Below are 13,199 nucleotides of genomic sequence, written 5' to 3'. Positions count from 1 at the left end.
GGCGCTGTGCCGATGATTCGCTCGCTGCCGCTCGCTCATCGGCTGTCCACCAGCCTCGGGTCGAACTTGTCGCGCAGCCCGTCGCCCAGCAGGTTGAACCCCAGCACGGCCAGCGCGATCGCCAGCCCGGGCCAGAGCGCCAGCTCGGGCGTCGAGTAGAGCAGCTGCTGGGCCTCCTGCAGCATCCGTCCCCACGACGGCGTCGGCGGGCGCGTCCCGAACCCGAGGAACGACAGCGCCGCCTCGGCGAGCACCGCGATCGCGAACGACACCGAGGCCTGCACCAGCAGCAGCCCCGCGATGTTCGGCAGGACGTGTCGCGCCGCCACCGCCGGGCCCGGCCGGCCGGCCGCTCGCGCCGCGAGCACGTACTCCGTGCTCATCACCTGCATCGTCCCGCTGCGAGCCAGCCGCGCGAACGACGGCACCGTCGCGATCCCGATCGCCACCATCGCCGTCAGCGTGCTCGGCCCGAACACCGCGCCGAACATGATCGCGAGCAGCAGCGCGGGGAACGCGAGCACCAGGTCGTTCACCCGCATGAGCAACTCGCCGAGCCAGTTCGGCGCCATCCCGGCGAGGATCCCGATCGGGGTGCCGAGCACGGCGGCGATGCCGACCGCGACCACCCCGACGAGCAGCGTCGTCCGCGCGCCGACGAGCAGCTGGCTCACGACGTCGCGCCCGAAGATGTCGGTGCCCAGCCAGTGCGCGGCGCTCGGGCCCTGGATCCGGGAGGTCGGATCGACGGCCACTGCGTCGTAGGGCGTCCAGACGAACGACAGCAGCGCGCCCAGCACGACGATCCCGACGAGCGCGCCGCCGACGATCAGTCCCGTGCGCCCTCTCATCGGGCCCTCCGCAACCGCGGGTCGAGCACTGTGTACGCGACGTCCACCAGGAAGTTCACCACCAGCACCGCCAGCACCAGCACGATCACCACACCCTGGACGAGCAGCAGGTCGCGGTTCGCGACCCCGTCGAGCAGCAGGCTGCCCAGCCCCGGGATGACGAACACCCGCTCGACCACCACCGCCCCCACCAGCAGCGTCGCCAGCTGCAGCCCGAGCACCGTCACCACCGGGATCGCGGCGTTGCGCAGCCCGTGGCGCACCAGCGCGGCAGTGGGCCGCAGTCCCTTCGACCGCGCGGTGCGCAGGTAGTCCTCGCGCAGGACGTCGAGCACGGCCGAGCGGACGTACCGGGTGAGCACCGCGCCCTGCACCAGCCCGAGCGAGAGCGCGGGCAGGATCAGCTGCCGCAGGAACGTCCCGGGATCGGCCGCGGGCGGCGTCCAACCGCCGGAGGGCAGCCAGCCCAACCGCACCGCGAACACCGTGACCAGCAGGATCCCGGCGAGGAAGCTCGGCACCGCGACCCCGACCTGGCTGAACGCCGAGATCACCGTCCCGCTCGCGCTGCGGTGGCGCACCGCGGCGGCGATGCCCAGCGGCACCGCCACGACCAGCGCGATCGCCATGCCCGAGAGCACGAGCCACATCGTCACCAGCAGCCGGTCGACGACCTGCGGCCCGATGTCGGCCTGCGTGACGTAGGAGCGGCCGAAGTCGCCGAGGGGCAGCCCGCCGACCCAGTCGACGTACTGCACGAGCAGCGACCGGTCGGTGCCGAACGCCGCCCGCGTCGCGGCGACCGCCTCCTCCGTGGCGTTCACACCCAGCGCGACCCGCGCGGGGTCGCCGGGCAGCACCGCCATGAAGAGGAACACCACGACGGTCGCAACAGCGAGGCTCACCACGAAGACGGCGGCCCGCTGGACGATCTGCAGCAGCATCAGCCGCGCGAGAGGGTGGTCAGCTCGAGCGACTCGCCGATGCGGTTCTTCGGCAGCCCCTTCACGTCGGTCTCCGCGACGATCAGGTTCGGCAGCAGGAACAGCCAGTCGGCGGCGGCGTCCTCCGCGATGAGCCGCCCGACCTGCTTCATCGTGGCGTCCTGCTCGGCGGCCGGACCGCTGTCGGCCTTCGTCAGCAGTTCCTGGACCTGCTTGTTGTCGTAGCGCCAGTAGTACGTGGGCGTGCCGAACGTCCTGATGTCACGCGGCTCGACGTGCGCCACGATCGACAGGTCGTAGTCGGCGCCCTTGAACACCTGCTCCAGCCAGCGTGCCGGGAACTCCATCGGCTCGATCTGGGCGTCGATCCCGACCGCCTTGAGCTGCGACTGGACGACCTGCGCCGCGGCGACGGCGTAGGGCAGGTTCGCGATGCGGAAGCGCAGCTTCGGAGCGGGCTGGCCGGCCTCGGCGAGCAGCGCCTTCGCCGCCTCCGGGTTGTACGGGGTGACGTCCGGGAGCGGCTCGAACCACGGGTCGGTCGGCGGCACCATCGTGTCGATCAACGCGCCGCGGCCGGCCCACGCCGTGTCGAGCACGGCCTTGTGGTCGATGGCCATCGCGATCGCCCTGCGCACCCGCACGTCGCTCGTCGGGCCCGCCGCGTTGTTCATGGCGAGCGTGACCTCGCCGTTCGTGGTGCCCTCGATGACCTGGAAGCGCGGGTCGTTGGTGAACTGCGCGAGCGACTCGGGCGACTGCACCGTGCCGATGACGTCGATGCCGCCGGTGAGCAGCGCGTTCGTCGTCGCGGTCGCGTCCTTGAAGTAGCGCAGCGTGGCCTTGCTGATCGCGGGCTTCTGGCCCCAGTAGTTCTGGCGCGCGGTCAGGTCGATGCCGTCGCCCCTGCGGAACGCCGTCACCTCGTAAGGACCGGTGCCCACGGGCTTGTTCGCGAGGTCGGCGACGCCCGACGGGTCGAACATCGCGCCGATGCGCGTGGTCATCCGGAAGAGCCAGTTGTTGCTCGGCTGCGAGAGCACGACCCTGGCTTGCGTCGGCGAGACGACCTCGACCGAGCTGACGACCGACATGCCCTCCTTGAGCGAGATCGTCCAGTCGGCCGACTTCACCCGCTCGATGCTGAACTTGACGTCGTCGGCGGTGAACGGCTCGCCGTTGGAGAACGTCACACCCTGGCGAAGGGTGAAGTCGTAGGTCAGGCCGTCCGGGCTGACCGTCCACTTCTCGGCGAGCGCCGGGACGACCTCGCCGGTGGCCTGGTCGATCTTGACGAGACCCTCGTAGACGTTGACCAGCAACGCCTCGGGGATCGCGGCGCCGTCGGTGCGCGTGAAGTCGAGGTTGGCCGGCTCGGCGGTGAGGCCGATGGTCAGCGTCGCCGCGCCGGGCGCTGCCGGGGCCGCGCCGCCGGGGGCGGTCGACCCGGCCGAGCAGGCGGCGGTGGCGGCGAGGAGCGCGCCGGTGAGCACGGCCCTCAGGGGCCGGAGTCGAAATCGCATCGCCGGACGTCCTCTCGCAGACTGGTCTGACCAGTATCCTCACTGCGGCGTCACACTGACACGGGCCCCTCCACGGGTCAAGAAGGAGCCGCATGGGCGTCCCGCCGCGTTTCGAACCGGTCCGGCCCGTACGGGCGTACGAGCGGATCGTCGAGCAGATCGAGGACCGCGTGTACCGCGGGCTGCTGGCGCCGGGGGAGCGGCTGCCGAGCGAGCGGGAGATGATGGCGCAGTTCGCGGTGAGCCGCTCGACGGTCCGCGAGGCGCTGCGGGTGCTCGAGAGCGGCGGGCTCGTCCAGTCGCGGCCCGGTGACCCGCGCGGCCCCGAGATCATGCCCTTCTCACCCGCGGCGCTGCGCAAGTCGGTGACGCGCATGGTGCAGGTCGACGAGGTGGGGCTCGGCGAGCTCGTGCAGTTCCGGATGCTGCTGGAGAGCTCCGCGAACCTGCTTGCGGCGCGCATGGCCAGCGCCGAGGAGCTCGACGCGATGGACGAGGCGCTGGCGGCGATGACGGCGGCGATCGACCGCGGCTACGAGGAGTTCAGCCGCGCCGACGTCGCCTTCCACGACACCGTCGCGCGCGCCAGCCGCAACACGTTGATCGAGGTCTGCAGCGACGTCGTGCGCGGCGTGGTGCTCGGCCTGATCTCCCACAAGATCGCCCACTCGCCCGACCAGCGCGAGCTGATGGAGCAGTCGATGCGCCACCACGCCGAGGTGCTCGACGCCGTCCGCAGCCGGGACGGCGCACGCGCCTCCCGCCTGGCCCGGGAGACGCTCTACGCCTACTACGCCGGGTACGTGTCGGAGGCGGAACGCCCGATGCTGCGGGCGCTGCTGGAGGAGTAGGCGCGGTTCACAGGAGCACGCCGCGCCGACGCTCGCGCAGCGCGATCACGAACGCCAGCGTGAACACCGGGAGCGTCAGCGCGTCGGCATTCCGGGCGCCCCTGCGTGCCCTCGCCGGGTCGTCGGTGACGAAGTACGGGCGCGCCGGTACGTATCCGGGCGGGGTCGACGGCTGCTCCACGCGGATCGACGACCGCTCGTCGTTGAAGTGACCCGCCCCTGCGCAGAGGAAGCCGGCCACCGCGCTCGCCACGACCAGCAGCTTCGCCGGTTGGGGTGCTGGGGGTGCCGGGGTGATTCGTTGACAACGACGTTTTGGCTGTTTGTTAGCGCTCACATCGACCAAAACGTCGTTGTCGACGAGTTCGCCCGCTCCTCCGACCTCGGGCCCGCCCGTACGCCCGCCTCGGCGACCGCGGGGATGCGCGAACGGCACTTTCGTGCCAACCCATCGGTCGGGGTGCCTGGAAAGCCACTTTCCCGGCCTGTGGTGCTGGGAAAGTGGCTTTCCCGGCAACGTATGCGTCCCGCACGCCTGCTGCCCTCGCGTGCGCAACGCGCTCGCCAGGGCGGCGTGATCCGGCCGGCCGGAAAGAAGCCCTTCCTTTGCCGTTCATGCGCCGTTAGAGTGCGCTCCAATCAGAAACGCACCATTTACGCACCTCGTTCCTAATTCGGGTGGTTGCGCGTGACGTTCGTGATCGGCGTGGTGTCCCACACCCGCAGCCTGCCCATGTTCCGGGAGGCCGCGCGGACGCTGACGGGCGTCGAGCTGGAGTGGGTCAGCTACGAGTACGAGGACGGCATCCGGCCGGCGGTGCAGCAGCTGCTCGCCGGCCGCCAAGTCGACGGGCTGCTGCTCGGCCCGCTCCCGTACACGGTGTGTCGCGACCTGCTCCCGCCGCAGGTGCAGGTGACGATCACCCGTCCGACCCCGACCGACCTCGCGCTGATGTTCTGCCAGGCCTACGCGCGGGGGTGGGCGGCGACGCCGGTCAGCATCGACACGTTCGAGCAGCACTTCATCGACGAGGTCGCGAGCCGGCTCGGGCTGGACCCGGCCGCCATCCGGTGCCTCCCGTACGCCGCCGAGCAGACGGCGACGGAGCTTGTCGACTTCCACCGCGCGTTCCTCGCCGACCACCCCGACGGGCTCGTGATCACCATGCGCACGGCCGTCCGGCAGGCGCTGAGCGGCTCGGTGCGGCTGCTCAACATCGAGAAGGTCACCTCTACGGTGCGCGCCGAGCTGCACGAGCTCGCGCTGCGCATCGAGACCGAACGGGCCAGCGCGCAGCGTTTCGCGGCAGGGGTCTTCTTCGTCTCCAAGCAGGACGGCGGGATCGACCTCGACCGCGCGCGGGTCCGGCTGATGAACCTGCTGGTGGAGACGCCCGAGTTCGCCGACGCCTGGATCGAGAACCGCGGCCGCCGCGGCGTGGTCGTGTTCGCGCACAAGGCGCTCTTCGAGCGGATCACGAACAGCTGGGTCTCGGTGCCGGCGCTGGGGCACGCCGCCACGGCCATCGGCTCGCGGGTCGTCGCCGGGTTCGGCGTCGGGGCGTCAGCGCGCAACTGCGTGCTGCTCGCCGAGCGCGCCGCGGCCCGCGCCGACCAGGAGCACGGCCCGTGCGGCTACCTCGTCGAGGACAGCGGGCTGATCATCGGGCCGATGGGCCCCTCGCACCAGGCGCTGACGTTCGCCTACCGCGAGCACGCCGCCGAGCTCGAGCAGCTCGCCTCGCACGTCGGGCTCTCCGCCAGCACGCTTTCCCGCCTCGCGGCGGTCGAGGAGCGGCTGGTCGGACGCCCGATCGCGCCGAGCGAGCTCGCCGACTCGCTCGGCATCACCGACGCCAGCGGCCGGCGGCTCATCCGCAGCCTGGTCGCAGGGGGCCTCGTCACGCCGGAAGGCACGGCACAGGCCCATCGGAAAGGACGTCCGACCCGCCTTTACCGCCTAGGCATCACCGCCGCGCTCGAACGGAAGGGATCCCCATGACCCCCACCCGCACCCAGATCAGCCGTCGAACACTCCTCGGGGCCGCCGCGGCCCTCCCGCTGCTCGCCGCCTGCGGCAACCGGGGCGGCTCCGGCGGCACCGGCACCGTCCGCTTCGAGGGCTGGGACTACGAACCGCCGCTCGTCGAGGAGAACATCGGCAATTTCTCCAAGCTGCACCCGGAGATCAAGGTGCAGTACACGCCGATCACCAGCGCCCAGTACCGGCAGAAGGTGGTCGCGGAGTTCACCGGCAAGAACGGCCCGGACGCGCTCTACGTCTACGACGACTCGCTCGGCACGTGGGTGCAGTCGGGCTACCTGCAGCCGATCGACGGCCTGCCCGGCGTCGACGAGGTCTACAACGGTATCTACGACGCCAACGCGAAGGCGATGACGTTCCAGGGCAAGCGGTACGGCCTGCCCTACTACACCGACTGCATGGGCCTGATCTACAACGCGGAGATCCTCGAGAAGGCAGGCATCTCGGCGCCGCCGAAGAGCCTCGACGAGCTCGAACAGCAGTCGCTGAAGGTCAAGGACGCCGGCCTGATGCCCTACCCGCTGGCGTTCGCCGCGCAGCTGCAGGACACCTGGCAGAGCTGGATCTGGGCGCTCGTCTACTCCAGCGGCGGGCAGCTGTTCTCCGACGACATGAAACCGGTGATGAACGGCGCCGACCCGGTCGCCGGGCAGGCATTCGAGTGGCTGCACCGCGCCTCCAACCAGTCCAAGATCGTCGACCCGGCGTCGCTGCAGCTCACGCCCGTCCCGCTGGACAACGCCATGAAGGCCGGCCAGTACGCCTTCAACTTCGGCGCCCGCTACGCGCTGCGCGACTACAACGACCCCGCGCGGTCGCAGCAGGCCGGCAAGCTCAAGCTCGCCCCGATCCCGAGCCTCGACGGCACGCTCAAGGGCACGGTCGGCACCACGCGCATGTACTGCCTCGCGGCCGACACGGACGTCAAGGACCAGGCCATGACGCTGCTGAACTACCTCGGCGGCTACACCGACGGCCAGCCGGCCACCGCCCGGTACTGGTTCCTCAAGCGCGGCCTCGGCTTCACCTTCAAGGACCTCGCGCAGGACAAGGAGATCACTGAGGCGCTGGCGAAGTTCGTCGACCCGACGATCTACGCGCAGCTCGCCGAGGTGGCGAAGGCCCGCAACGTCGTGCACGCGCCCTGGTACGCCGAGTTCGAGGCGTCGCTGCAGAAGACCACGCAGCAGGTGCTGACCAACCAGTCGACGGCACCCGCCGCGATGACGGCGTTGGCGGATTCGGCGAACGCGCTCGCTAAGAAGTACTCCTGACCGTGCTGCGCAAAGAGGCCGCCGCACGGCGGCAACCGTGGAGCGACACCGCCCGCGGGTACGCGCTCAACGTGCCGGCGTTGCTCGCGATCCTGCTGCTGGTGGCGTATCCGATCGGATACTCGTTCTGGGTCAGCCTGCACCGCGACAACCTCGCCCAGCCCGCGCTGCGCCGGTTCATCTGGTTCGACAACTACCTCGGCCTGTTCAGCGACCAGGCGTTCCTGCGCTCGCTCTGGGTGTCCGCGCTCTTCGTCGTGCTCGTCGTCACCGTGACGGTGCTGCTAGGGCTGTCGATGGCGCTCGTGCTCAACGAGACGTTCATGGGCCGCGGCGTGCTGCGCAGCCTCGTGCTGCTGCCGTGGGCGATGCCCGGTGTCGTCAACGGGCTGATGTGGCGCACGGTCTTCGACGCGAAGACCGGCGCCCTCAACGGCCTGCTGCTGCAGCTGGGGCTGATCGACAGCTACCAGGCGTGGCTCACGTCCACCACGGGGGCGTTCGTCTTCACCGCGATGGCGCAGGTGTGGAACACGCTGCCGTTCGTCGTGATCGTGCTGCTCGCGGGCCTGTCGACGATCCCCGGCGAGCTGTACGCCGCCGCGACCGTCGACCGTGCCGGGGTGTTCCAGCGCTTCCGCGAGGTCACGTTGCCGTGGTTGATGCACCCGCTGCTGATCGTGCTGATCCTGGAGACGATGAACGCGTTCCGCGCGTTCGACACGATCTACGTGCTCACCGGCGGCGGACCCGGCGACACGACGACCACCGTCGCGCTGCTCACGGTGCAGCGGGTGCTGACCTTCACCGACGTCGGGCTCGGCAGCGCGTACGCCTGGGTGATCACGCTCATCACGCTCGTGATCTCCGTCGGGTACGTCTCGCTGCTCTACCGCAGAGGGAGCTTCGAGGTATGACGACGACGATTCCCCTGAAGTACCGGATCCCCTGGAAGAAGATCGTCGTCTACATCGCGGCGGTGCTGTTCGCGCTGTACCTGGTGCTGCCGTTCTACTGGATCGTCGCGATGAGCTTCATGCACGAAGTGGATGCGATATCGCTGCCACCGCAGTGGATCCCGCAGGACCCGACGGTGGAGAACTACGCCAGCTTCGTCAACCCGGAGGGGCTGCAGGCGCTCGTCGGCTCCCGCGCGGTGGAGGAGACGCCGTACGCGCTGGGCAACAGCATGATCGTCGCGACGCTGACGGCGCTGCTGAACCTGGTGCTCGGGGTGTTCGCCGCCTACTCGTTCTCGCGGATCCGCTTCCGCGGCAGCCAGGCGCTGATGATGCTCTACCTGCTCACGCGGATGGTCCCGGGCATCGCGATCATCATCCCGTTCTACCTGGTCATGCGCGAGCTGGACCTGCTCGACACCTACCTCGCGCTGATCCTGTCCTACACCACGTTCGCGCTCCCCGTGACGATCTGGGTGCTCAAGGACTTCTTCAGGGCGGTGCCGCGGGAGCTGGAGGACGCCGCACGCGTCGACCGGTGCGGCTGGTTCCGCACGATGTGGACGGTCGTGCTGCCGATCTCCGCGCCGGGGCTGGTCGCGGCCGCAGTGTTCTCGTTCATGACGGCGTGGAACGAGTTCATGTTCGCGCTGTTCCTGACGAGCACGACGGCGTCGAAGACGATGCCGGTGATCGCGGCGAACTTCGCGACCGACCTCAATACGCAGTTCACCGTGATGGCGGCCTCCGGCGTGCTCGCCGTGCTCCCGCCGCTCGTACTGGTGCTGATCTTCCAGCGGCTGATCGTGCAGGGCATGGCGGCCGGTTCGGTGAAGGGATAACGCGATGGCTGAAGTTCGGTTGGAGGCCGTCCGCAAGGAGTTCGGCAAGGCGGTGGCCGTCGAGGACCTCTCGCTCACCATCCGCGACCGTGAGTTCCTCACGCTCGTCGGGCCGTCGGGCTGCGGGAAGTCGACGACGCTGCGCATGATCTGCGGGCTGGAGCGGGCGTCAGCGGGCGAGATCTTCTTCGACGACAAGGAGGTCGGCTACCTGCCCGCGAACAAGCGGGACGTCTCGATGGTGTTCCAGAGCTACGCGCTCTACCCGCACCGGACGGTCGGGGAGAACATCGGGTTCGCGCTGCGCATGATGCGCGTGCCGAAGGCGACGATCCAGGAGAAGGTGCTCACCGCGGCGACGACGCTCGGTATCGAGGACCTGCTCGACCGCAAGCCGCGCGAGCTGTCGGGCGGGCAGCGCCAGCGGGTGGCGCTCGGGCGCGCGATCGTGCGCGACGCCGGCGCGTACCTGCTGGACGAGCCGCTCTCCAACCTCGACGCGCAGCTGCGGGTGACCATGCGTGCGGAGATCAAGCGGTTGCACGCCGACCTGCGGCGCACGTTCATCTACGTCACGCACGACCAGGTCGAGGCCATGACGATGTCCGACCGGATCGCCGTGCTCAAGGACGGGCGGCTGCAGCAGTGCGCGGCCCCCGAGGAGATCTACGACCGGCCGGCTACGAGGTTCGTCGCGAAGTTCATGGGCAGCCCGCCGATGAACTTCCTCTCGGGCGAGCTGCGCGACGAGGACGGGGTGCGCCGCTTCCGCTCCGGCGACCTCGCCGTCGACCTGCCGGGCCTGCCCGACCTCGACGAGTCGCAGGTCGAGCTGGGCATCCGACCGGAGCACGTGCGGGTCTCGGCGACGCCGCAGGAGGGCCACCTGCCCGGCAAGGTGTTCGTCACCGAGCTGCTGGGCGCCGACGTGCTGGTCACCGTGAAGGTGGGGGAGGCGCTGGTCAAGGCGCGCGTGCCCACCCCGTTCGAGATCGGGCTCGACTCCGCGGCGTACGTCGGGATCGACCCGCGCAAGGTCCACCTCTTCGCGGTGTCCGACGGACGGGCGCTGCACAACGCCTCTTCTGCGCAAGGTGCTGCCCAGAAGAAGGCCCAGAAGAAGGCCCAGGAGACGGGAGTCGCGTGAGAGACCCGGAATCAGCCACCATCACCGTGCCGCGGCCGGACGACTTCGACGCGTTCTGGTCCGCGACACTCGCCGATCTGCCCCCGACCGACGTCGAGCTCACCCCGGTGCCGCGGCTCTCGACGGAGCTGGTCGAGGTGTTCGACCTGCGCTACACGAGCTACCAGGGCGTCCGCGTCGCCGCGTGGTACTCGGTGCCGCGCAACCGGCCTGCCGGGCCGTTGCCGGGGATCGTGAACATCCCCGGCTACATCTCCGAGCCGCTCCCGCCGAGGGCGTGGTCGGAGCGCGGGTACGCCGCGCTCGCGGTGGCGCCGCGCGGCAAGCTGCGGTCGAACGCGGTGTTCAACCCCGGCTACCCGGGGCTGCTCACGCACAACATCGTCGACCGCTTCACCTACGGCTACCGCGGCTTCTACGTCGACGTCGTGCGGGCCGTCGACGTGCTTGGGCAGCTGCCCGGTGTCGACCCCACGCGGATCGGGCTGCAGGGCTCCAGCCAGGGCGGTGGGCTCGGGATCATCACCGCGGCGCTGCGCCCCGACGCCGTCCGGTGCGTGGCCGCGGGCGCGCCCTACCTGTGCGGGATCCGTGAGTCGGCGCGGCTGACCAGGTCGTACCCGTACGAGGAGATCAACGAGTACCTGCGGGTGCACCCCGAGGACGAGGAGCGCGTCGCCGAGACCGTCGCCTACTACGACGGGCTCAACTTCGCGGCCGACGTGCGCGCGCCGACGTTCGTCTACCTCGGGATGGAGGACGACGTCTGCCCGCCGGAGACGGGTTTCGCGGTGTACCGCGCTATCACCGCGGAGAAGGAGCTGCACACCTACCCGCGCTGCGGGCACTCCGCGGGCCTGCACTGGGTGTTCCCGAAGGTCGAGGCGTTCCTCGACACCCACCTCACCCCGGAGGGAGTGCGATGAGCGGGTTCGAGGAGTACTGGACAGCGGTCGACGCCGAGCTGGCCGCGGCACCGGCACGGCCCGTGCTGACGCCCGTGCCGGCCCGCAGCACGGATGCGTTCACCGCGTACGACGTGCACCTGTCGAGCGTCGGCGGGTACCGGATCTTCGGGTTCCTCTCCGTGCCGCGCGGCGACGGGCCTTTCCCGGGCCTGCTGGACACGCCTCGGTACGGCAGCGTGAACCTCGCGCCGCACTACCGCGACCGGCTGCGGTACGTCGTGTTCGCCGTGATGCACCGCGGGCAGCGGCTGGCCGACTCGCCGTTCCAGGCGGCCTACCCTGGCCTGTTCACGATGGGCATCGACGACCCGGCGACCTACGTCTACCGCGCGATCGTCGCCGACTGCCTGAGGGGCGCCGAGTTCCTGCTCGACCACCCGGCCGTCGACCCGGCTCGCGTCGGCGTGCGTGGCGACGACCTCGCGCTGGTCACGGCCTCGCGACGGCCGCGGTTCAGCGCGGTGTACGTCAACGCGCCGTTCGACGCGCCCGGGGAGCTGGACGACCTGCTGCGCGCCGAGCCGGCGGCCGAGCCGGCCGCCCGCGCGACGCTCTCGCTGTTCGACCCGGGCCTGCACGCCGTCGATGTGCCCGTGCTGCGGGCCGGGCACGGGTTCGAGCTGACCCACGAGGACGCCGCCGACGACACCGCGGCGGACGCGTGGCTCGCGGGCAAACTCGGGGTGGCGCCGATCGCGAAGTTCGCGGTGACCTGATGACGGGACACACGACGGGATACGCGGAGCTGGGCGTCCGACCGGTGATCAACGCGGCGGCGACGCTGACGGCGCTGGGCGGCTCGCTGCTGGCCCCTCCGGTGCTGCCCGCGATGACGGCGGCGGCGGAGAGCTTCGTCGACCTCGTCGAGCTGCAGGTCGCGGTCGGGGCCCGGCTCGCGGAGCTGACCGGCAACGAGGCCGGCCACGTCACGGCGGGGGCGTGGGCGGGCGTGACGCAGTGCGTCGCGGCGTGTCTGGTCGGCGTCGACCCGGTCGGGACGGCCGCGCTGCCGTCGGTCGACGGGCTGGCGCGCACCGAGGTGGTCGTGTACCCCGGCCAGCGGCTCGGCTACGAGGACGCCGTGCGCGTGACCGGGGCGACGATCACCGACACCGTGGGGCCGCGCACGGCGTGCGTGCTGTGGTTCGCGGGGGAGCGGTTCGCCGCGGGCGGCCCGCCCTTGGCGGAGGTCGTCGCCACGGCGGGCGTGCCGGTGATCGTCGACGCCGCCGCGCAGATCCCGCCCGTCTCGTCGCTGTGGCGGTTCACCCGCGAGCTGGGCGCCGACGCGGTTGTCGTCAGCGGCGGGAAGGGGATGCGCGGGCCGCAGTCGACGGGGCTGGTGCTCGGGCGGGCCGCGATCGTCGAGGGCTGCCGGGCCAACGGCGGGCCGCGGCACACCGTCGGGCGCGGGATGAAGGTCGGGAAGGAGGAGCTGCTCGGGCTGCTCGCGGCCGTCGAGTGGACGCTCGCGCAGGACGAGCAGGCCGTCATCGCCGGGTACGAGACGGTGGTGCAGGGCTGGATCGCGGCGCTGCGCGACGTGCCCGGGGTACGGGTGGAGCGCGGGTTCCCCAGCGAGGCCGGGCAGCCGCACGCACGCGCGATCGTCCACGTCGGGGAGCGGCGCGACGCCGTCGTCGCGGCGCTCTGGGCCGGTGACCCGCGGATCGCGGTCGGCACCCAGACCGACGGTGCGATCGCCCTCAACCCGCAGACCCTGCGCCCCGGCGAGGACGTCGTAGTGCGCGACGCGCTGCTCGCCGCGCTGGCCGGCTGAGAGTTCCCCACCGTTT

13 protein-coding genes are annotated in these 13,199 nt (G+C 70.8%); 9 read left to right on the top strand and 4 right to left on the bottom strand.

What is annotated here, in order from left to right; all coding sequences use genetic code 11:
• Positions 1–35: 35 nt before the first annotated feature.
• Genes LL648_RS09275 through LL648_RS09265 form a run of 3 tightly spaced genes read right to left on the bottom strand, consistent with a single transcriptional unit; the run spans position 36 to position 3,318 of the window.
• Positions 36–851 (bottom strand): ABC transporter permease, encoded by an 816-nt coding sequence (locus tag LL648_RS09275; RefSeq protein ID WP_232662047.1) that lies wholly within the window; start codon positions 849–851, stop codon positions 36–38.
• Positions 848–1,795, bottom strand: coding sequence for an ABC transporter permease (locus tag LL648_RS09270; RefSeq protein ID WP_232662046.1), 948 nt, complete (start codon positions 1,793–1,795; stop codon positions 848–850). The genes LL648_RS09275 and LL648_RS09270 overlap by 4 nt, the downstream gene beginning before the upstream one ends.
• Complete coding sequence (locus LL648_RS09265) at positions 1,795–3,318, bottom strand: ABC transporter substrate-binding protein (RefSeq protein ID WP_232662045.1); 1,524 nt, start codon at positions 3,316–3,318, stop codon at positions 1,795–1,797. Before LL648_RS09265 ends, LL648_RS09270 begins: the two co-directional genes overlap by 1 nt.
• A gap of 92 nt (positions 3,319–3,410) precedes the next feature.
• On the opposite strand from LL648_RS09265, the gene LL648_RS09260 reads away from it, so the two are divergent.
• On the top strand, positions 3,411–4,169 hold the full coding sequence (locus LL648_RS09260; protein ID WP_232662044.1) for a FadR/GntR family transcriptional regulator: 759 nt from the start codon (positions 3,411–3,413) through the stop codon (positions 4,167–4,169).
• 7 nt (positions 4,170–4,176) lie between these two features.
• Here the strand turns inward: LL648_RS09260 and LL648_RS09255 are convergent, their stop codons facing one another.
• The gene (locus LL648_RS09255) at positions 4,177–4,422 is read right to left on the bottom strand and encodes a hypothetical protein (protein WP_232662043.1); all 246 of its coding nucleotides are present in this window, start codon (positions 4,420–4,422) and stop codon (positions 4,177–4,179) included.
• 435 nt (positions 4,423–4,857) lie between these two features.
• Between LL648_RS09255 and LL648_RS09250 the strand changes: the two genes are divergently transcribed.
• From LL648_RS09250 to LL648_RS09215, 8 genes are read left to right on the top strand one after another with little or no spacing between them, the layout of a single operon-like run.
• Entirely contained in the window at positions 4,858–6,171 is a 1,314-nt protein-coding gene (locus tag LL648_RS09250; RefSeq protein WP_232662042.1) for a MarR family transcriptional regulator, read from the top strand.
• On the top strand, positions 6,168–7,487 hold the full coding sequence (locus LL648_RS09245; RefSeq protein WP_232662041.1) for an ABC transporter substrate-binding protein: 1,320 nt from the start codon (positions 6,168–6,170) through the stop codon (positions 7,485–7,487). The genes LL648_RS09250 and LL648_RS09245 overlap by 4 nt, the downstream gene beginning before the upstream one ends.
• A gap of 2 nt (positions 7,488–7,489) precedes the next feature.
• Positions 7,490–8,404, top strand: a complete 915-nt coding sequence (locus tag LL648_RS09240) for a carbohydrate ABC transporter permease (protein ID WP_232662040.1) — start codon at positions 7,490–7,492, stop codon at positions 8,402–8,404.
• Entirely contained in the window at positions 8,401–9,288 is an 888-nt protein-coding gene (locus LL648_RS09235) for a carbohydrate ABC transporter permease (RefSeq protein WP_232662039.1), read from the top strand. The genes LL648_RS09240 and LL648_RS09235 overlap by 4 nt, the downstream gene beginning before the upstream one ends.
• A 4-nt stretch (positions 9,289–9,292) precedes the next feature.
• Positions 9,293–10,435, top strand: a complete 1,143-nt coding sequence (locus tag LL648_RS09230) for an ABC transporter ATP-binding protein (protein ID WP_232662038.1) — start codon at positions 9,293–9,295, stop codon at positions 10,433–10,435.
• Positions 10,432–11,361 carry an acetylxylan esterase gene (locus LL648_RS09225; RefSeq protein ID WP_232662037.1) on the top strand — a complete coding sequence of 310 codons (930 nt, stop codon included), beginning with the start codon at positions 10,432–10,434 and terminating at the stop codon, positions 11,359–11,361. The genes LL648_RS09230 and LL648_RS09225 overlap by 4 nt, the downstream gene beginning before the upstream one ends.
• Positions 11,358–12,119, top strand: a complete 762-nt coding sequence (locus tag LL648_RS09220; protein ID WP_232662036.1) for an acetylxylan esterase — start codon at positions 11,358–11,360, stop codon at positions 12,117–12,119. The genes LL648_RS09225 and LL648_RS09220 overlap by 4 nt, the downstream gene beginning before the upstream one ends.
• On the top strand, positions 12,119–13,183 hold the full coding sequence (locus LL648_RS09215; RefSeq protein WP_232662035.1) for a hypothetical protein: 1,065 nt from the start codon (positions 12,119–12,121) through the stop codon (positions 13,181–13,183). The genes LL648_RS09220 and LL648_RS09215 overlap by 1 nt, the downstream gene beginning before the upstream one ends.
• Positions 13,184–13,199: the final 16 nt, after the last annotated feature.

This window comes from Pseudonocardia sp. TRM90224 (assembly GCF_021245725.1).
Taxonomy (GTDB): Bacteria; Actinomycetota; Actinomycetes; order Mycobacteriales; family Pseudonocardiaceae; genus Pseudonocardia.
Note: the sequence above shows the minus strand (reverse complement) of the source record. Positions and strands in the feature narration are given on the sequence as shown.